Source organism: Lentisalinibacter orientalis (genome assembly GCF_040706535.1).
GTDB classification, from domain to species: domain Bacteria; phylum Pseudomonadota; class Gammaproteobacteria; order Steroidobacterales; family Woeseiaceae; genus Lentisalinibacter; species Lentisalinibacter orientalis.
Map to the genome: position 1 here is coordinate 1,569,135 of NZ_JAPDRJ010000001.1, position 19,880 is coordinate 1,589,014.

Here is a 19,880-nt window from a genome sequence, read left to right on the forward strand (position 1 = left end):
GCCGAACCGCCTTCAAAACCCGCCGGCCGGCCCGTATCATTGCCGTCGATATCCGTAACTGCAATGCGCCGGAATCTTTCATGAAAAGCAATCTCCCATGAAGAGCCGTCTCCCATGAAGAGCTATATGTGCCTCATCTGCGGCTACCTCTACGACGAGGCCGAGGGCGATCCGGAATCCGGCATCCCGCCGAACACCCGATGGGAGGACGTGCCGCTGTCCTGGCGCTGCCCCGACTGCGGCGCCGGCAAGGAAGACTTCGAGATGGTCGAGGTGTGACCGCCCGCCGCCGAGCCTCGCTGAACCTTCAGGGGCCGTCCGCGGGCGCCGCGCCGAGCTGCTCCGACCGGATGCCTTCGGCGGCGAGCATGGCCAGCACGCTGTCCGGCCCCACGAGATGCAGCGCCCCCACCACGACCAGGTAGTCCCCTTCGCGCTCCAGCAGCGCCGCCAGGCGCGGCACCCACCGGCGATTCCGCTCGGTGACCAGCCGCTCGTAAAGGTCCGGATAGTGGCGCAGTTCCTCCAGCAGTTCGTCGGCCAGGTAGGCGGTGTCGCCCCGCCGCCAGGCATCGACCGTGCGCCCCATGCCCGCCTCGAGATCCTCGATCTCGGCCAGCGATTCGAGCAGCATGTCGCTCTGCAGCCCCCTGGGCAGAGTGTCGAACAAGATGATCTGCTCCTCGAAGGTCTCCAGCCCCTCCACCGGCTTGCCGTCACGGCGGGCGAGGGTGGCCATGTGCACATCGAGACCCTGGCGGGGGTCGTAGCCGTGGCGCATGAGCAGCATCTGGGTGAGTGTGAGCGCGGCGTACCAGGGCTCGGCGCCCTGCAGCCGGTCCAGGTCGATCCCGGCCGCGGCGGCCGCCTCGCGGGCGCGGGCGTATTTCTCGCTGCCCATGAGCGTGGCCAGCGTCTCGCCTTCCGGCGGCGTCCCGCGGGCGAACATGACGGCGGACACCATGGCCGAGTCGAGGTCGTCCATGTCCAGCTCCATCACCAGCGCATCGGCTTGCCGGTAGGCCTGCCGGATCGGTTCGGGCAACGGGTAGTCGCTCTCGCGCAGCAGGTGGATGGAACCGAGCAGCCATACCCGGGTATCGGCGTCGCGGATCTGCCAGAGAGGCAGACCGTCGGCTCCCGCCGGCGCGGCGGGGACGGCGAAAGCGGCCAGCAGCAGGACGAGCCGGGCGAGGCCCGCCGTGCGAGCTGACCGTGCAGGCCGGCACCGGTTCACGGCCGGGCTCCCCGCTCGAGCCAGCGCAGCCGGGTGTCGAGGCTGCCGTCGGCGCCCAGCTCCAGCCAGCGCCATGCCGGCGGCCGGTCGTCCACGGCGAATTCGTCCCGGCGCGGCATGAACTGGCGGCAGGTGGAGGGCGTCGCCAGCAGGCGGTAATGGTTGCGGCGGCGGTCGAGCTCCTGGTGCACGTGGCCCCAGACGATGCCGCGCACCTGGGTGTGGCGGTCGGCCAGCTGCAGCAAGCCCTCGGCCTCCGCCAGCCCGATACCGTCCAGCCAGCGGCTGCCCACCGGCACCGGATGGTGGTGCAGGCAGACCAGCGCGGGAGCGTCCCCGTGGGCGGTGAGGTCCGACTCGACGGCCGCCAGCGCCTCGGCGCTCAGGCGTCCGCCTATCTCGCCCTCCGCCCAGGTGGACAGGAGATGCACTCGCCAGGCGCCCGCGGCTGCGACCCCGCCGAAGGTGAATGGCGTCGCGGAGAGGATCTCCTCCATGAGGGCGGGGTCGTCGTGATTGCCGGCCAGACACCACACCGGGGCCCCGCAGCCGGCCAGCAGGTCGCGGAAGCGCTCGTAGGCGCCGCGGGATTCGTCCTGCGCGATATCGCCGGTCACCAGCACCGCGTCCGGTGTCTGCTCGGCACGGGCATCGCGCAGCACGGCCGCCAGCGATTCCGCCGTGCGCACGCCGCGCAGCTCGGCGTCCGCGTCGGCGTAGAGATGGGGGTCCGTGATGTGCAGTATCCGCATCGTCGTCGACTCGTCAGTCACCGGAGGCTCCTTCCCTCGGACGGCCGGGCACGAAAAAGGGCGGAGCCCGGCCGGGCTCCGCCCCGATCATATCGCGCATCGGCCACGGCTGCCGCCGCGGCGCCCGGCGCAATCAGTAGCGGTAATGATCCGGCTTGTAGGGACCCTCGACGGGCACGCCGATGTAGCGTGCCTGCTCCTCGCTCAGGGTGGTGATGTTCGCGCCGATCTTCTTCAGGTGCAGCCGGGCGACCTTCTCGTCGAGGTGTTTCGGCAGCACGTAGACCCGCTTCTCGTAGTTCTCCGGATGCTGCCAGAGGTCGATCTGGGCGAGCACCTGGTTGGTGAACGAGTTGGACATCACGAAGCTCGGATGGCCGGTGCCGCAGCCGAGATTCACCAGCCGGCCCTCGGCCAGCAGGATGATGCGCTTGCCGTCCGGGAAGATGACGTGATCCACCTGTGGCTTGATGTTCTCCCACTCGAGCTTGCGCAGGTAGGCCACGTCGATCTCGTTGTCGAAGTGGCCGATGTTGCAGACGATGGCCTGGTTCTTCATCCGCTCCATGTGTTCGCCGCTGATGATGTGGTAGTTGCCGGTGGCGGTCACGAAGATGTCCGCCTTGTCCACCGCCTCTTCCAGCGTGACGACCCGGTAGCCTTCCATGGCCGCCTGCAGCGCGCAGATGGGGTCGATCTCGGTGATCCAGACGGTGCAGCCCAGGGCGCGCAGGCTCTGCGCGCTGCCCTTGCCCACGTCGCCGTAGCCGCAGACCACGGCGATCTTGCCGGCGACCATGACGTCGGTGGCCCGCTTGATGGAGTCCACCAGGGACTCCCGGCAGCCGTAGAGATTGTCGAACTTGGACTTGGTGACCGAGTCGTTGACGTTGATGGCGGGGCAGCCCAGCGTGCCGTCGCGCTGCATCTCGTAGAGCCGCTTGACGCCGGTGGTGGTCTCCTCGGAGAGCCCGCGGATCTCCTTCATCAGTTCCGGGTGCTTCTCGTGCACCACCTGGGTCAGGTCGCCGCCGTCGTCCAGCAGCATGTTCGGCTTCCAGCCGTCGGGGCCGGTGATGGTCTGGTCGACGCACCACCAGTATTCCTCCTCGGTCTCGCCCTTCCAGGCGAACACCGGCACGCCGGTGGCGGCGATGGCCGCCGCCGCGTGGTCCTGGGTGGAGAAGATATTGCAGGAGGACCAGCGCACCTCGGCGCCCAGCGCGGTCAGCGTCTCGATCAGCACTGCCGTCTGGATGGTCATGTGCAGGCAGCCGGCGATGCGCGCACCGGCCAGCGGCTGCTGCTCGGCGAACTCCTCGCGGACGGCGATCAGGCCGGGCATCTCCGTCTCGGCGATCGCGATCTCCTTGCGGCCCCACTCGGCCAGGCCGATGTCGGCTACGCGGTAGTCCTGTGCCGGCATTTCGGCGGCGTTGCTGCTCATTGGGTCTTCTCCGTCAGATGTTCCAGGTGTTCAGTTCTTTCGCCCCGCGATGCGGCGCGGATTCATTGGCAATGCAGTGCCGACCCATCAGGCGGCGACGGCGCCCCGCAGGGTCTCTGCCACGTCCGTACGCTCCCAGGTGAAGTCGGCGTCCAGACGGCCGAAGTGGCCGTAGGCCGCGGTCTTGCGATAGATCGGCCGGATCAGGTCCAGCATTTCCAGGATGCCGTAGGGCGTGAGGTCGAAGTGCTCGCGCACCAGCGCGGTGAGCCGGTCCTCGGGCACCTTGCCCGTGCCGAAGGTGCGCACGGAGATGGAGGTGGGCTCGGCCACGCCGATGGCGTAGGAGACCTGGATCTCGCAGCGCTCCGCGAGGCCGGCCGCGACGATGTTCTTGGCCACGTAGCGGCACGCGTAGGCCGCCGAGCGGTCCACCTTGGAGGGGTCCTTGCCGGAGAAGGCGCCGCCGCCGTGACGGGCGCTGCCGCCGTAGGTGTCGACGATGATCTTGCGCCCGGTCAGGCCGCAGTCGCCCATGGGGCCGCCGATCACGAAGCTGCCGGTGGGGTTGATGTGATAGACGGTGTCCTTATCGAGCCATTCGGCCGGCAGCACCGGCTTGATGATCTCCTCCATGACCGCTTCGCGCAGCTCGGCCTGGGAGATGTCCGGGGCGTGCTGGGTGGAGAGCACCACCGCGTCGATGGCGACCGGCTTGTGATCCTCGTAGCGGAAGGTCACCTGGCTCTTGGCGTCCGGGCGCAGCCAGGTCAGGTCGCCGCACTTGCGCACCTCGGCCTGACGCTTCACCAGGCGGTGGGAGAAGGTGATGGGCGCCGGCATGAGCACGTCCGTCTCGTTGGTGGCGTAGCCGAACATCAGCCCCTGGTCGCCGGCGCCCTGACTGCGCCGGTCCTCCCGGTCCACGCCCTGGGCGATGTCGGGCGACTGCTTGCCGATGGCGTTAAGCACGGCGCAGGAGTCGCCGTCGAAGCCCATGTCCGAGCTGGTGTAGCCGATGCCGGTGACCACTTCGCGCACCAGGGCCTCGATGTCCACCCAGGCCGTGGTGGTGATCTCGCCGGCGACCATGACCATGCCGGTCTTCACCAGCGTCTCGCAGGCCACGCGGGCGTTCTTGTCGTCGGCCAGGATGGCGTCCAGTACCGCGTCGGAGATCTGGTCGGCGACCTTGTCCGGGTGGCCCTCGGAGACCGACTCGGAGGTGAACAGGAAGGCATTGCTCATGAGCTTCTTTCCGCAATTGAGACGTAACTGTCAACGTAACCGTCAATGATACAAGAATTTATTTCGGGCTTGCCCCGTTCTTTGGACATATTGCTGCGCAGAAGCGAGACAGGGCCCGCGCGGACCGGCCCGGACCGCGCTTGCCGGCACCCTACCAAAAAGCGAAAATGCGCGCCTCATCGTTTGGGGAATTCCGATGTCGAGCACCGCAGAAGACACGCGCGCCGGTCGTCCGCCGCGGCGGGAACGGGCCAACGCGCTGCGTGCGCTGTCCATGGACGCCGTGCAGGCGGCGAAGTCCGGCCACCCCGGCATGCCGATGGGCATGGCGGACATCGCCGAGGTGCTGTGGAACGATTTCCTGCGACATAATCCCTCGAACCCGCGCTGGGACAACCGGGATCGCTTCGTGCTCTCGAACGGGCACGGCTCGATGCTGCTGTACTCGTTACTGCACCTCACCGGGTACGAGCTGGGCCTGGACGAGCTCAGGAATTTCCGCCAGCTGGGCTACCGCACGGCCGGCCACCCCGAGCGCGAGCCGGATCTCGGCATCGAGACCACTACCGGGCCGCTGGGACAGGGCCTCGCCAATGCCGTGGGCATGGCGCTGGCCGAGAAGATGCTCGCGGCCCGCTACAACCGGCCCGATTTCCCGATCGTGGATCACCATACCTACGTCTTCCTGGGCGACGGCTGCCTGATGGAGGGCATCTCCCACGAGGCCTGCTCGCTCGCGGGCACGCTGGGCCTCGGCAAACTGGTGTGCCTGTACGACGAGAACGGCATCTCCATCGATGGCGAGGTGGACTCCTGGTTCACCGACGACACGCCGGGCCGTTTCGCCGCCTACGGCTGGCACGTCGTCCCCGACGTGGACGGCCACGCCCCCGACGCCGTGGCCGCCGCGCTGGAGGCCGCCAGGGCGGAGACGGCTCGCCCCACGCTGATCTGCTGCCGCACCGTCATCGGTTACGGCGCGCCCAACAAGCAGGGCAGCGCAGACACCCACGGCGCGCCGCTGGGCGAGGACGAGATCGCCGCCGCCCGCGAGGAGCTGGGCTGGCATTACCCGCCGTTCGAGGTGCCCGAGCCGGTCCGCGCGGCCTGGGATGCCCGCGAGCGGGGCGCCGCGGCCGAAGCGGAGTGGGACCGCCTGCTCGAGGCGTACGACGAGGCCCATCCCGGGCTGGCCGAGGAATACCGCCGGGCCATGGCGGGTGAGCTGCCGGCGGGGTGGGCAGAGGCCGCCGAGGGCGCGATCCGGGAGATCGCCGCCGCCGGCGCCGACGTGGCGACCCGCAAGGCCTCGCAGATCGCGCTGAACGCATTCGCGCCGCGGTTGCCGGAGCTGGTGGGCGGCTCGGCCGATCTCACCGGCTCGAACAACACCTGGCACGACGGCTCGAAGGCCGTGAATGCCGGGGATGCCTCGGGCAACTACGTCTATTTCGGGGTCCGCGAGTTCGCGATGACCGCCATCTGCAACGGCATCGCCCTGCACGGCGGTCTGCGGCCCTACTGCGGCACCTTCCTGGTGTTCTCCGACTACGCCCGCAACGCGGTGCGCATGGCGGCGCTGATGGAGGTGCCGAATATCCTCGTCTATACCCACGACTCCATCGGTCTCGGCGAGGACGGCCCCACCCACCAGCCGATCGAGCACACCGCGAGCCTGCGGCTGATGCCGAACCTGCGGGTCTGGCGGCCCTGCGATACCGTCGAGACGGCGGTGGCGTGGCGCTCGGCCCTGGAGCGCCGCGACGGGCCCACGGCCCTGGTGCTTACTCGCCAGGGGCTGCCGCATCAGCAGCGTGACGACGAAGGCATCGAGGCCATCGCGCGGGGCGGCTACGTGCTGCGCGAGGCGGAAGGGGACCCGGAGCTCATCCTGATCGCGACGGGCTCCGAGGTGCATCTCGCCACGGCCGCGGCCGAACACCTGGCCGGCGACGGTCTCGCCGTCCGGGTGGTCTCCATGCCGTGCTGCGAAGTCTTCGACCGTCAGGATCGCGCGTACCGCGAGGCGGTGCTGCCGCCGTCCGTCACCCGCCGGCTGGCCATCGAGGCGGGAGCCACCGCCGGCTGGTGGCGCTACGTCGGACCCGACGGCGCCGTGATCGGCCTCGACCGGTTCGGCGAATCCGCCCCGGCGGGAGAATTATTCGAGAAGTTCGGCTTCTCGGTAGACAATGTAGTAACGGTGGCCCGCAGGCTCGGCGCCTGAGGGCCGTCTGACGGAACGGTCATGCAGAGCAGGCGCGCCTTCGCGCGCCGCACCAGGAGGAATCGATGACTATCAAGCTTGGCATCAACGGCTACGGACGGATCGGACGCATGGTCCTGCGCTCGCTCTACGAGAGTAACCGGCGCGCGGAACTCGAGATCGTGGGCATCAACGATCTCGGCGACGCCGAGACCAACGCCTATCTGACCCGCTACGACACGGCCCACGGCAAGTTCCCGGGCACGGTCGAGGTGGAGGACGATGCGATCGTGGTCAACGGCGACCGCATCCGGGTGATGGCCGAGCGGGATCCGGCGAAGCTGCCCTGGGGCGAACTCGGCGCGGACATCGTGCTGGAGTGCACCGGCCTGTTCCGCACCAAGGAGAAGGCGTCTGCCCACATAAAGGCGGGGGCGAGCAAGGTGCTGATCTCGGCGCCGTCAGGTGGTGATGCCGATGCGACGATCGTCTACGGCGTGAACCACGACACACTGTCCGCTTCGGACACCGTGGTCTCGAATGCCTCCTGCACCACCAACTGCCTGGCGCCGCTGGTGAAACCGCTGCACGACGCCATCGGCGTGGAGCACGGCATCATGACCACGATCCATGCCTACACGAACGACCAGGTGCTCACCGACGTCTTCCACAAGGATCTGCGCCGGGCACGCTCGGCGACCATGTCGATGATCCCGACCAAGACCGGGGCGGCTGCCGCCGTGGGTCTGGTGCTGCCCGAGCTGCAGGGCAAGCTGGACGGATTCGCCGTGCGCGTGCCCACCATCAACGTGTCCATGGTCGACCTGACCTTCGTCGCCTCCCGGGAGACGAGCAAGGAGGAGATCGACAAGATCCTGAAGGAGGCCAGCGAGGGTCCGCTGAAGGGTGTCCTGGCCTACAGCGACGGCCCGCTGGTGTCCGTCGACTTCAACCACGACCCGGCATCCTCCACCTACGACTCGACGCTGACCAAGGTCATGCAGGGCACGCTGGTGAAGGTCTGCGCCTGGTACGACAACGAGTGGGGCTTCTCCAACCGCATGCTGGACACGGCCCTGGCGCTGGCGAAAGCCGGCTGACCCTTCCAACTCCGGCGCGGCGCCGGATGGTGGCCGGTGGCCGCCGCCGGGCCGTGCCGGCCCACCTCCGGGGAGCAGGTAATGACTATCCTCAAGATGACGGATCTGGATCTGCAGGGAAAGCGGGTTCTGATCCGCGAAGATCTCAATGTGCCGCTCGACGACGGCCGCATCACCTCCGATACCCGCATCCGGGCCGCGCTGGAAGGCATCCGGCTGGCACGGGACGCGGGTGCCGCGGTCATCGTGATGTCCCATCTCGGCCGGCCGAAGGAAGGCGCCGTGCAGCCCGAGTTCTCGCTGGCGCCGGTGGCCCGGCGGCTCGGCGAGCTGCTGGGCGGCGAGGTGAAGCTGGTCACCGACTGGCTGAACGGTGTGGACGTCGCGCCGGGCGAGGTGGTGCTGGCGGAGAACGTGCGCTTCGAGCAGGGCGAGAAGGGCTGTGAGGAATCCCTGTCGCGGCGCATGGCGGCGCTGTGCGACGTGTTCGTGATGGATGCCTTCGGCACCGCCCACCGCGCCCAGGCCAGCACCTACGGCGTGGCGAAGTTCGCGCCGGTGGCCTGCGCCGGTCCGCTGCTGGCACGCGAGCTGGAGGCGCTGACCCAGGCGATGGAGCATCCGCAGACGCCGGTGGTGGCCATCGTCGGCGGTTCCAAGGTGTCGACGAAGCTGTCGGTGCTGGAGTCGCTGGTGCACAAGGTGGACCACCTCATCGTCGGCGGCGGCATAGCGAATACCTTTATCGCGGCCGCCGGCCACGACGTGGGCAAGTCCCTGCACGAGGCCGACATGCTCGCCGTGGCGAAGCGCCTGGCCGCCGACGAGACCGACCGGGCGGACATACCGGTGCCGAGCGACGTGGTCGTTGCCCGGGAGTTCGACGCCGCGGCCGAGGCGGACGTGAAGCCGGTGGAGGCCGTGACCGAGGACGAGATGATCATGGACATCGGCCCGGATACCGCGGAGCGCTTCGCCGCGATCATCGCGGAGGCGGGCACGGTGGTCTGGAACGGGCCGGTGGGCGTGTTCGAGTTCGACCAGTTCGGCGAGGGCACCCGCATACTCGCCCAGGCCATCGCGGACAGCGATGCGTTCTCCGTCGCCGGCGGCGGCGATACGCTGGCGGCGATCGAGAAGTACGGTGTCGCCCACGGCATCTCCTACATCTCGACCGGCGGCGGCGCCTTCCTGGAGTTCCTCGAAGGCAAGACGCTGCCCGCCGTGGCCATGCTCGAGGAGCGCGCCGCGCAAGCCTGACGGCGCCCCGGAGCCGGGACCGTGAGCGCTCGCGCTCCCGTGCATCCGGCCGTCCGGCAGCGTGCCCGCGATGCGCCGGAGGTGCTGCGCGAGGCTGTGCGATAATCCCGCGCTGCCGACAGGAGGGCAGGCACTTGAGAAGAACGAAAATCGTTGCGACCCTCGGGCCGGCCACCGAAAAGCCGGAAGTCATGGCGGAGATCATCCGCGCCGGCCTGGACGTGGCCCGCCTGAATTTCTCCCATGGCAGCGGGGACGAGATGCGCGAACGCGCGGACAGCCTGCGGCGGGTGGCTGCGGAGGAGGGGCGCTATGTCGCCCTGCTCGGCGACCTGCAGGGGCCGAAGATCCGTATTCGCCGCTTCCAGAACGGCAGCGAGCAGCTGGCGCGCGGGGCGAGCTTCTTCCTCGATCCGGATCTGGACGCCGACGCGGGCACCGATGCCGGCGTGGGCATCGCCTACGAGGGCCTGGCCGCCGACGTCGAACCCGGCGACATGCTGCTGCTGAGCGACGGCCAGATCGAGCTGGAGGTCACCGGCATCGAGGGCAACCGGGTGCACACCCGGGTGGTCATCGGCGGCGTCCTGTCCGACCACAAGGGCATCAACCTGCGCGGCGGCGGGCTCTCCGCCCCGGCGCTGACGGACAAGGACCGGGAGGACATCCGGCTGGCGGCGGAGCTGGACTTCGATTACCTGGCCGTCTCCTTCGTTCGCACCGCCGCCGATATCGAGGAAGCCCGCCGGCTGTTCCGCGAGGCCGGGGGCGAGGGCCTGATGGTGGCCAAGATCGAGCGTGCCGAGGCGGTCGAGGAGATCGATTCGATCATCGCGGCGTCCGACGTCGTCATGGTGGCCCGCGGGGATCTCGGCGTGGAGATGGGATTCGCCGAACTCACCGGCCTGCAGAAGCGCATCATCACGAGGACCCGCCAGTACAACCGGATCGCCATCACCGCCACGCAGATGATGGAGTCGATGATCTCCAGCGCCATGCCCACCCGGGCCGAGGTGTCGGACGTGGCGAACGCCGTGATCGACGGCACCGACGCGGTCATGCTCTCCGCCGAGAGCGCGGTGGGCCAGTATCCGGTGGAGGCCGTCCGCGCCATGGCCGAGGTCTGCGTGGGCGCGGAGAAGTACGGCACCGCCGGCTCCCGGCGCCGGGAGCGTATCGACGATACCTTCCGCTACGTCGACGAGGCCATCGCCATGGCCGTGATGTACACCGCCAACCATCTCGCGGTGAAGGCGATCATCGCGCTGACCGAGTCCGGATCGACGGCCCGCTGGATGTCGCGGGTGCGCTCGGACATCCCCATCTACGCCTTCACGCGCCACGAGCGGACGCGGCGGCGGGTGGTGCTCTACCGGGGCGTTTATCCGGTGTCTTTCGATATCACCCACACGGATGCGCAGAGCGTCTATCGCGAGGTTTTCGACCTGATGCTCGGCCGCGGCCTGGTGGAGGAGGGCGACCTCGTGATCTTCACCAAGGGCGACATGACCGGCGTGCAGGGCGGCACCAACGCGATGAAAATCCTGCGCGTCGTGCGCGGTGACTGAACGGCAGAGACCATGACGGCGGGGCGGGGACGGCGCTGGCTCGTGCGCGGCGCGGTGGCGCTGGGGCTGACCGCGCTCGGCGCGCTCGCCGCGGCCTGGCTGCTCCTGCGGGCGAGCCTGCCCCCCGTCGACGGCCGCCTGGAGCAGGCCGGCCTGGCGGCGCCCGTCGCCATCGAGCGGGATGCCCGGGGCGTGCCGACGCTCGGTGCCGGCAACCGCACCGATCTCGCGTTCGCGACCGGCTTCGTGCACGGCCAGGACCGCTACTTCCAGATGGATCTCGCGCGGCGGGGCGCCGCCGGCGAGCTGGCCGCTCTGTTCGGCGAGGCCGCGCTGGAGATGGACCGCGGCCTGCGCCTGCACCGCTTCCGCAGCCGGGCCGAGGCCGTGGTGGCCGCGTCGAGCGCCGCGGAGCAGGCGATCATCCGCGCCTACACGGCGGGTGTGAACGCGGGGCTCGGGAGCCTCGGCGCGCGGCCGTTCGAGTATCTCCTGCTCGGCCAGGAGCCCGTGCCCTGGCGGCCCGAGGACACGGTGCTCGTCCTCTACGCCATGTTCCTGCAGCTGAACGACGAGACCGGCCGGCGCGATATGGAGCGCGGCTTCGTCCATCGCCGTGTGCCGCGCGCGCTGTACGATCTGCTCTATCCGCTCGGCACGGAGTGGGACGCGCCGCTGGCCGGCGGGCCCGCGCCGGTGCCGCCGCTGCCCGCCGAGAGCCGCTACGACCTGCGCACCGTCACCGGCCGGGTGGCGCCGGCCCCCGCAGCCGAGCCGGAGCCGCCCGTGATCCCGGGCAGCAACAACTGGGCCATCGCCGGCCCGCTGACCGCGGACGGCCGCGGCCTCGTGGCCAACGACATGCACCTGGGCCTGGCCGTGCCCAATACGTTCTACCGTGCCTGTCTCGTGCACGAGGCGGACGGCGTGCGACTGTGCGGCGTAACCCTGCCCGGCACACCGGCCCTCGTCGCGGGCTCCAACGGCCGCATCGCCTGGGGCTTCACCAACAGCTACGGCGACTGGACGGACCTGGTGGCGCTGCGTCCCGGGTCCCGACCCGGCACCTACCGGACGCCGGACGGCGAGCGCGAGTACCGGCACGTCACCGAGACCATCGAGGTCGCCGGCGGCGAGCCCGTGGAGCTCGTCGTGCGCGAGACCGTCTGGGGCCCGGTGGTGCCCGGCATCACGCCGGAGGACGGTGAATTCGCCGTCGCCTGGACCGCTCACCGCCCCGGGGCGGTGAACCTCGGCCTCATGCGGCTGGAGGGAGCGCGCAGCGTGACCGAGGCGCTGCCGCTGGCGGCGGCCGCGGGCATACCGCCGCAGAACTTCACGGTGGCCGACGCCGACGGGCGCATCGCCTGGACCATCGCGGGCCGCATCCCGCGGCGCAGCGGCGCTTTCGATTCGCGCCGGCCGGCGGACTGGAGCCGGCCGGGCACGGGCTGGGACGGCTGGCTGGGGCCGGAGGAGTACCCGCGCCTCGTCGATCCGTCCTCCGGTCGCATCTGGACGGCCAACGCCCGCGTCATCGACGGCGAGGCCTTCCGCATGATCGGCCCCGGCGATTACGACCTGGGCGCCCGGGCGGGGCAGATCCGCGACGCGCTCGCCCTGATCGACGAAGCGCGGCCCGAGGACATGCTGGCCATCCAGCTGGACGACCGGGCCGTCTTCCTCGCCCGCTGGCGCCGGCTGTTGCTCGATCTCCTCGACAGCCACGCCGTCGAGGCGAATCCTGCCCGCGGCCGATACCGGGCGCTGGCGGAGGACTGGATCCCCCGGGCCAGCGTGGACTCCGTGGGCTATCGGCTGGTGCGCAGCTTCCGCAGCCGTGTGCTGGAGCGGGTCATGGCCGGCCTCACCGCGGAGCTGACCCCGGCGCTGCCGGAGGACCGCCGCCTGGCGCTCAGCCGGCAATTCGAGGGCACCGCCTGGCGCCTGGTCACCGAGCGCCCGCCACATCTCCTGAACCCGGACTACGGCAACTGGCGCGAGCTGCTGCTGGACGCCGTGGACGCCTCGCTCGACTGGTACGGGGAAAACTACGACTCGCCACTGGCGGAGCGCACCTGGGGCGAGCGCAACACGGTGCGCATCCAGCACCCCCTGTCCCGCGCCGTGCCGGCGCTGGCGCGCTGGCTGGACATGCCGTACGAGCCGCTGCCGGGCGACGCCAACCTGCCCCGGGCCCAGTCGGCGCGTTTCGGCGCCTCCGAGCGTTTCGCCGTCTCCCCGGGGGCGGAGGAGCAGGGCTATTTCCACATGCCGACGGGCCAGAGCGGCCATCCGCTCTCGCCCTGGTACGACGCCGGGCACGGGGACTGGGCCGACGGCCGCCCGAGCCCGTTCCTGCCGGGCGCGCCCGCGCATCGCCTCGAACTGGTGCCGCCGGCGGGCGGCTGAGCCGGGTTGTCAGCGCGGGGCTGTACCCGGATACTGAATGGCTCAGTGCGCAACGCACGGGTACAGGACTGGACATGACGGAAAGCAGATTTACGGGTACCGACCGCTACGTCGCGACCGAAGACCTGATGATGGCGGTGAACGCGGGGGTGACCCTGCAGCGGCCCATCCTCGTGAAGGGCGAGCCGGGCACGGGCAAGACGATGCTGGCGCAGGAGGTGGCCCGGGCGCTGGGCAAGCCGCTGCTCGAATGGCACATCAAGTCGACGACGAAGGCCCAGCAGGGGCTCTACGAGTACGACGCGGTGGCGCGGCTGCGCGACTCCCAGCTGGGCGACCCGAAGGTGCACGACATCGCCAACTACATCGTGCGCGGCAAGCTGTGGGAGGCCTTCACCTGCGACGAGCAGCCGGTGCTGCTGATCGACGAGATCGACAAGGCCGACATCGAGTTCCCGAACGATCTGCTGCAGGAGCTCGACCGCATGGAGTTCTTCGTCTACGAGACCAAGGAACTCGTGCAGGCGAGGCACCGCCCCATCATGATCATCACCTCGAACAACGAGAAGGAACTGCCGGATGCGTTCCTGCGCCGCTGCTTCTTCCACTACATCAAGTTCCCGGACAAGGAGACGATGACCGAGATCGTCGACGTCCATTTCCCGGGGCTGAAGAAGGAGCTGCTGCGCGAGGCGCTGGAGAGCTTCTACCAGGTGCGCGACGTGCCGGGGCTGAAGAAGAAGCCCTCCACCTCCGAGCTGCTCGACTGGATCAAGCTGCTGCTGGCCGAAGACATCCCGCCCGAGGCGCTCAGGAGCGACGACAACCGCAAGGCGATACCGCCGCTGCACGGCGCGCTGCTGAAGAACGAGCAGGACGTGCACCTGTTCGAGCAGCTGGTGTTCATGTCGAGGAGGGCGCGCTGAGCCGTGCTGATCCAGTTTTTCTTCATGCTGCGCGAAGGGGGGCTGAAGACCTCCATCACCGAGCTGCTGACCCTGCTCGAGGCGCTGAAGAACGGGCTGGCCGAGCGCAGCGTCGATAACTTCTACTACCTCTCCCGCGCCTGTCTCGTGAAGGACGAGACCCAGTTCGATCGCTTCGACCGCATCTTCGGCGCCCACTTCAAGGGCATCGAGGACGCCTTCTCCGACCTGATCGCCGACGTGCCCGACGACTGGCTGGAGCGCATGGCGGAGCTCCAGCTCTCGGAGGAGGACAAGGCGAAGATCGAGTCGATGGGCGGTTTCGAGGAGCTGATGCGCGCGCTGGAGGAGCGTCTGCGGGAACAGACCGAGCGCCACGAGGGCGGCAACAAGTGGATCGGCACCGCGGGCACCTCGCCCTTCGGCGCCTACGGCTACAACCCGGAAGGCGTGCGCATCGGCCAGAAGGGCGGCGGCAACCGCAAGGCGACGAAGGTCTGGGACCGCCGCGAGTACCAGAACCTGGACGACTCCGTGGAGCTCGGCACGCGCAACATCAAGCTGGCTCTGAGGAAACTCCGCAAGTTCGCCCGCGAGGGCGCGGCCGACCAGCTGGACCTCGACGACACCATCGACAAGACCGCCCGCAACGCGGGGCTGCTGGATATCCGCATGGTGCCGGAGCGCCACAACGCGGTGAAGGTGCTGCTGTGCCTCGACGTGGGCGGCTCCATGGACGACCACGTGCGTGTCTGCGAGGAGATGTTCTCGGCCGCCCGCAGCGAGTTCAAGCACCTGGAGTACTTCTACTTCCACAACTTCGTCTACGAGAGCCTGTGGAAGGACAACCGGCGCCGGCACGCGGAGCGTATCCCGACGATGGAGATCATTCACAAGTACGGCCACGACTACAAGCTGGTGTTCGTCGGCGATGCCACCATGAGCCCGTACGAGATCGTCTACGCCGGCGGCAGCGTCGAGCACTGGAACGAGGAGCCGGGCGCGGTGTGGATCGAGCGGCTGCTGAAGGCCTTCCCGAAGGCGATCTGGCTGAACCCGGAGCCCCGGCCCCGGTGGGACTACACGCCGTCGGTGAAGCTGACCCGCGAGCTGATGGACGACCGCATGTATCCGTTGACCGTCGCCGGGCTCGACCAGGGCATCAAGCGTCTGCACTGAGCGCACCGGACGCACTGAACGACACCGGCTGCAGGCCGGGCGAGGTGAAGGGTGAGCGGCAGCAAAATCGGTCTGGTACTCCCCGGCGGCGGTGCCCGCGGCGCGTTCCAGGTGGGCGTGCTGAAGGCCATCGCCGAGATCCTGCCCGGTGACGTCCCCAATCCGTTCCCCATACTGAGCGGCACCTCCGCCGGCGCCATCAATTCGGCTGTGCTCGCGAGCCGAGCCCGGCGCTTCCGCTCGGCGGTGGACGCGATGGAGGCGGTCTGGGCCGGTTTCCGCTCGGAGCAGGTCTTCCGCACCGATGCGCTGACCATGCTGAAGTCCAGCCTGCACTGGCTGGCGGCGATCGTGCTCGGCGGCCTCGGCGAGCACAATCCACGCTCGCTGCTGGACAACGATCCGCTGCGCTCGCTGCTCTCGCGCAATATCCGCTTCCCGCGCATCCAGACCGCGATCGACCGCGGGCACGTCCAGGCGCTGGCCATCACCGCAGCCGGCTACCAGTCGGCCCGCTCGGTGACCTTCTTCCAGGCTTCGCCGGGGACCCGTGCCTGGCAGCGCACCCGACGCATCGGCGTGCGCTGTACCATCAATCTGGACCACCTGATGGCCAGCATCGCCGTGCCGCTGGTCTTCCCGCCGGCCTGCATCCGCGGCGAGTACTACGGCGACGGCGCGATGCGCCATTCCACGCCGCTGTCGCCGGCGGTCCATCTCGGCGCCGACCGCATCCTGGTGATCGGCATCCGGGACGAGACGCCGGAGCCGGCCGGCGACCCGCACACGCCACCGATCTACCCGAGCTTCGGCCACATCGCCGGCTACATGCTCGACACGCTGTTCCTGGACGGCCTGTACTCGGACCTGGAGCGGCTGTCCCGCATCAACGACCTGATCGATTCCATTCCGGAGGACGAGCGCACCGGCCCCGCGGCGAAGATGCGCCCCATCGACACGATGATCGTGATCCCCAGCGAGGAGATCCGGGAGATCGCGGCCAGTTGCCGCAAGGCGGCGCCGGTGCCGCTACGGGCGCTGATGCGCGGGCTCGGCGGTCCCGACAAGGGCGAGCGGCGGCTCTTGAGCTACCTGCTGTTCGAGTCGGAGTTCACCCGCGCGCTGATCGACCTGGGTTACCGGGATGCGATGAAGATCCGCGACGAACTCGAGGCCTTCGTGCGCGGCGCGGACGTGCCGCGGCTCTTCGCGCCCTCCTGGATGCGCCGGGACCTGGCCGTCTGAGCGCGCCCGGCAGGGCCTCAGAGCAGCAGCAGCGTCCCCAGGCCGAGGAACACCATGAGGCCGACCACGTCGGTCACCGTGGTCAGCACCACGCCTCCGGCGATGGCCGGATCCACGCCGAGACGCTTCAGCGTCAGCGGGACGACGAAGCCGGCCGCCGCCGCCACGATCATGTTCAGGGTGAGGGCGGCCGCGATCACCGCGGCCACCATCCAGGTGCCGAACCAGGCCACCGTGACCACGGCTACCACCAGCGCCCAGCCGATGCCGTTCAGGATGCCGACGGAGACCTCCTTGACCAGGATCTGACGCGCGTTGGATTTGTCGATCTGGCCCAGCGCCATGGCACGGGTGATGATGGTCAGCGACTGGGTGCCGGCGACGCCGCCCATGCTGGGCACCACCGGCATCAGCACGGCCAGCAGGACGATGGCGTCCACCGTGCCCTGGAACAGATCCACCACCGAGGCGGCCAGGAAGGCGGTGGCGAGGTTGATGCCCAGCCACACGGCCCGCCGCCGCGCGCTGGTCACCACCGGCGCGAACATGTCGTCCTCCTCGTCCAGGCCGGCGCGGCTCATGAGCGAGTGCTCGGCCTCCTCGCGGATCACGTCGAGCACGTCGTCCACCGTGATGCGCCCGAGCAGGCGGTTGTCCATGTCCACCACGGCCGCCGACAGCAGGTCCCGGTTCTCGAAGAAGCGCACCACCTCCTGGTCGCTGGTCTCGGCGGGTATGGGCTTCGTCTCCGTGTCCATCACCTCGGCCACGGTCAGGTCCGGGTCGTTGGTGAGCAGGCGGGAGAGGGTCAGGGTGCCCAGGAAGATGTCGTCCCGGTTGACCACGAATATGGACTCTGTCTGGTCCGGCATGCCGCCGTGCACCCGCAGGTAGCGCACCACCACCTCCAGCGTCACGTCCGGACGCACGGTGACGGTGTCCTTGTTCATGAGCCCGCCGGCGCTGTCCTCCGGATAGGACAGCACCTCGCGCAGCCGGTCGCGGTCCTGCTTGTCCAGCGAGCGCAGTACCTGGCGGGTGACCGTCTCCGGCAGACCGGCCACCAGGTCGGCCAGGTCGTCGAGCTCCATGCCCTCGGTGGCGGCGATGAGCTCCTGGGCGTCCATGCGCTCGATAAGGCCGCTGCGGACCTCGTCGGCCACCTCGACCAGGATGTCGCCCTCGTCGTCCGGATCCACGAGTTCCCAGACGACCGCGCGCTCGGCCGGCGGCAGGGACTCCAGCAGCCGTGCCACCTCGGACGGATGCAGGCTGCCGATCATGCGCCGCACGGGACGCATTGCGCCGCCCTCCAGGGCTTCGCGCAGCGTCTCCAGCGGTGTCTGCTTCTGTTCCTGGTTATCCATGCTGCCGGCGCATACGCCCGTCGGGCGCAGGGTGTCCGGCGGCCCCCGCGGCCGCCCGAATCAGCGGGCAGTTTAGCCCGCGGCCCGTGACAAAGCTAAGGGTGGCGGGGCCTCAGCCGGCGTCGGGCGCCTTCTTGCCGGGCAGTTCGTTGTGGCGGGTGTGGATGGGCGTGTGCTCTTCCGCCAGCGCCCGGGCGAGCTTCTCGGCCATGTACACGGAGCGGTGCTGGCCGCCGGTGCAGCCCACCGCCACCGTGAGATAACTGCGGTGGAAGCTCAGGTATTCCGGAATCCAGCGGCGCAGGAAGCCGATGATGTCCCCGTACATGGACTGCACCAGGGGCTGTTCGTCCAGGAAGCGGATGACGGCGGCGTCCGTCCCGGTCAGCGGCCGCAGGTTCGCCTCCCAGTACGGGTTCGGCAGACAGCGCAGGTCGAACACGAAATCGGCGTCCGTGGGGATACCGTGCTTGTAGCCGAAGGACTCGATCAGGATGGACAGCGAACGGGGCAGGCGCGCCGCCACGCGCTCGCGCAGCGCATCCCGCAGTTCGTAGACGCTGGTGCGGGTGGTATCGATCACCAGGTCGGCGGTGTTGATCACCGGGCCCAGCAGCTCGCGCTCCCGGTCGATGGCGTCGCGCAGTGCAAGGCCGCTGTCACCCAGCGGATGGCGCCGCCGGGTCTCGCTGTAGCGCTTCAGCAGGATGTCGTCCTCGGCCTGCAGGAAGATGACGTCGCATTCGATGCCGTCTTGCTTCATGCGCTGGACGAGGCCGGGCAGGGCCTCCAGGTCGGTGGCGGGGTTGCGTGCGTCGATGCCGACGGCAATGCGCTGGGTGGCGACGGCACCGCCTTCCCGGGTGATCTCGGGCAGCAGCGCGGGCAGCAGTCCCGCCGGCAGGTTGTCGATGCAGTAGAAGCCGAGGTCCTCGAGGACGTTCAGCGCGACGCTCTTGCCCGAGCCCGACAGGCCGCTGACGATGATCAGGCGCGTGGAGCGGCGCTCTTGCGTGCCGGGCGCCACGCGCTCTCCTCAGGCCCCGCCGCCCGCCGCCAGGCCGCCCTCGGCGCGGGGCCGGTCTTCGGCCATGAGCGCCTCGTAGAGTTCGCGGCTGCTGCGGGCCTTCCTGAGCCGCGCCTGGGTGCCCCGTTGGGAGAGCATCTCCGTCAGGCCGCGGAAGTCCTCGATGGCCTGGTCGTCCACGTCTTCGGGGACGATCAGGCCGAAGATCAGGTCCACCGGCTCGTCGTCCGGGGTGTCGAAGTCCACCGGCGTGGACAGCTTCAGCAGCGCGCCGATGGGGAAGGGGGCGTCCGCGATGCGGGCGTGGGGTGCCGCCACCGCGCGGCCGAGCGCCGTACAGCCCAGCCGTTCGCGCTCCGCCACCGCCGCGAAGATATCCGGCTGGCGCAGATCGTCCGAGCCATGGGCGAGCAGCTCGCTCAGGATCTCCAGGGCGTGCTTCTTGCTCCGCGCCTCGACGTTGCAGAGTACGGAATCGGGTCTGACGAGTTCGTGCAGTGTCATGGGTAAGACCGTGAAAGGGGCGGCCCGCCGCGCGCTGCGGCGGGCCGCCGGATGACTGTCAACTGTATGCGCGCTTGTCTGCCTCGCGGGCATGGTGGTCGCAGAGCTTCTCCTTGTGCTTCTTGACCTGCCGGTCCAGCTTGTCGATGAGTCCGTCGATGGCGGCGTACATGTCTTCTTCCGTCGCGTCGGCATACAGCCGGCCGCCGCTGACCTGCACGGTGGCTTCGGCCTTGTGCCGCAGTTTCTCGACGGTGAGGATACAGTGCACGTCGGTCACGTGGTCGAAGTGTCTCTCGATGCGCCCTAGCTTCGTCTGTACGTAGTCCTTCAGCGCGGGCGTCACTTCCACGTGGTGACCGGTGACATCTAGCTGCATGGCCTTCTCCTCTGCTGGGTGGG

At 69.3% G+C, this 19,880-nt stretch carries 17 protein-coding genes; 9 read left to right on the forward strand and 8 right to left on the reverse strand.

All coding sequences use genetic code 11. The features are described 5' to 3' along the window. Window positions 1–114: 114 nt before the first annotated feature. The gene (locus ACJMK0_RS06920; RefSeq protein ID WP_405236794.1) at window positions 115–279 is read left to right on the forward strand and encodes a rubredoxin; all 165 of its coding nucleotides are present in this window, start codon (window positions 115–117) and stop codon (window positions 277–279) included. 28 nt (window positions 280–307) lie between these two features. Here the strand turns inward: ACJMK0_RS06920 and ACJMK0_RS06925 are convergent, their stop codons facing one another. The 4 genes from ACJMK0_RS06925 to metK all read right to left on the reverse strand — a co-directional run bounded on the left by ACJMK0_RS06925 (window position 308) and on the right by metK (window position 4,684). Then, entirely contained in the window at window positions 308–1,237 is a 930-nt protein-coding gene (locus ACJMK0_RS06925; protein WP_405236796.1) for a TraB/GumN family protein, read from the reverse strand. Beyond that, window positions 1,234–2,010, reverse strand: a complete 777-nt coding sequence (locus ACJMK0_RS06930) for a metallophosphoesterase (RefSeq protein ID WP_405236798.1) — start codon at window positions 2,008–2,010, stop codon at window positions 1,234–1,236. The genes ACJMK0_RS06925 and ACJMK0_RS06930 overlap by 4 nt, the downstream gene beginning before the upstream one ends. Before the next feature lie 112 nt (window positions 2,011–2,122). Continuing rightward, window positions 2,123–3,436: an adenosylhomocysteinase gene (gene ahcY / locus ACJMK0_RS06935; RefSeq protein ID WP_405236800.1), complete on the reverse strand. Its 1,314-nt coding sequence runs from the start codon at window positions 3,434–3,436 to the stop codon at window positions 2,123–2,125. An 87-nt stretch (window positions 3,437–3,523) separates the two neighbouring features. Beyond that, entirely contained in the window at window positions 3,524–4,684 is a 1,161-nt protein-coding gene (metK, locus tag ACJMK0_RS06940) for a methionine adenosyltransferase (RefSeq protein WP_405236802.1), read from the reverse strand. Window positions 4,685–4,880: 196 nt separating this feature from the next. On the opposite strand from metK, the gene tkt reads away from it, so the two are divergent. The 8 genes from tkt to ACJMK0_RS06980 all read left to right on the forward strand — a co-directional run bounded on the left by tkt (window position 4,881) and on the right by ACJMK0_RS06980 (window position 16,580). Continuing rightward, entirely contained in the window at window positions 4,881–6,911 is a 2,031-nt protein-coding gene (gene tkt / locus ACJMK0_RS06945; protein ID WP_405236804.1) for a transketolase, read from the forward strand. 65 nt (window positions 6,912–6,976) lie between these two features. Further along, a complete protein-coding gene (gene gap / locus ACJMK0_RS06950; RefSeq protein WP_405236806.1) occupies window positions 6,977–7,990 on the forward strand; it encodes a type I glyceraldehyde-3-phosphate dehydrogenase in 1,014 nt (337 codons plus the stop codon). 81 nt (window positions 7,991–8,071) lie between these two features. Continuing rightward, the gene (locus tag ACJMK0_RS06955; RefSeq protein WP_405236808.1) at window positions 8,072–9,250 is read left to right on the forward strand and encodes a phosphoglycerate kinase; all 1,179 of its coding nucleotides are present in this window, start codon (window positions 8,072–8,074) and stop codon (window positions 9,248–9,250) included. Window positions 9,251–9,384: 134 nt separating this feature from the next. Then, on the forward strand, window positions 9,385–10,818 hold the full coding sequence (gene pyk, locus ACJMK0_RS06960) for a pyruvate kinase (protein ID WP_405236810.1): 1,434 nt from the start codon (window positions 9,385–9,387) through the stop codon (window positions 10,816–10,818). 12 nt (window positions 10,819–10,830) lie between these two features. After that, window positions 10,831–13,230, forward strand: a complete 2,400-nt coding sequence (locus ACJMK0_RS06965) for a penicillin acylase family protein (RefSeq protein WP_405236812.1) — start codon at window positions 10,831–10,833, stop codon at window positions 13,228–13,230. Between the two features lie 74 nt (window positions 13,231–13,304). Beyond that, complete coding sequence (locus tag ACJMK0_RS06970; RefSeq protein WP_405232141.1) at window positions 13,305–14,156, forward strand: AAA family ATPase; 852 nt, start codon at window positions 13,305–13,307, stop codon at window positions 14,154–14,156. A gap of 3 nt (window positions 14,157–14,159) precedes the next feature. Beyond that, window positions 14,160–15,335, forward strand: a complete 1,176-nt coding sequence (locus tag ACJMK0_RS06975) for a vWA domain-containing protein (RefSeq protein WP_405236814.1) — start codon at window positions 14,160–14,162, stop codon at window positions 15,333–15,335. Between the two features lie 51 nt (window positions 15,336–15,386). Continuing rightward, window positions 15,387–16,580 carry a patatin-like phospholipase family protein gene (locus ACJMK0_RS06980; protein ID WP_405236815.1) on the forward strand — a complete coding sequence of 398 codons (1,194 nt, stop codon included), beginning with the start codon at window positions 15,387–15,389 and terminating at the stop codon, window positions 16,578–16,580. Window positions 16,581–16,597: 17 nt separating this feature from the next. Here the strand turns inward: ACJMK0_RS06980 and mgtE are convergent, their stop codons facing one another. From mgtE to hpf, 4 genes are all read right to left on the reverse strand, one after another. Beyond that, complete coding sequence (gene mgtE, locus ACJMK0_RS06985) at window positions 16,598–17,947, reverse strand: magnesium transporter (protein WP_405236817.1); 1,350 nt, start codon at window positions 17,945–17,947, stop codon at window positions 16,598–16,600. Window positions 17,948–18,059: 112 nt separating this feature from the next. After that, window positions 18,060–18,974, reverse strand: coding sequence for an RNase adapter RapZ (rapZ, locus tag ACJMK0_RS06990; RefSeq protein WP_405236819.1), 915 nt, complete (start codon window positions 18,972–18,974; stop codon window positions 18,060–18,062). Window positions 18,975–18,983: 9 nt separating this feature from the next. Continuing rightward, window positions 18,984–19,478: a PTS sugar transporter subunit IIA gene (locus ACJMK0_RS06995; RefSeq protein ID WP_405236821.1), complete on the reverse strand. Its 495-nt coding sequence runs from the start codon at window positions 19,476–19,478 to the stop codon at window positions 18,984–18,986. Window positions 19,479–19,536: 58 nt separating this feature from the next. Beyond that, window positions 19,537–19,857, reverse strand: a complete 321-nt coding sequence (gene hpf / locus ACJMK0_RS07000) for a ribosome hibernation-promoting factor, HPF/YfiA family (protein ID WP_405236823.1) — start codon at window positions 19,855–19,857, stop codon at window positions 19,537–19,539. Window positions 19,858–19,880 lie beyond the last annotated feature (23 nt).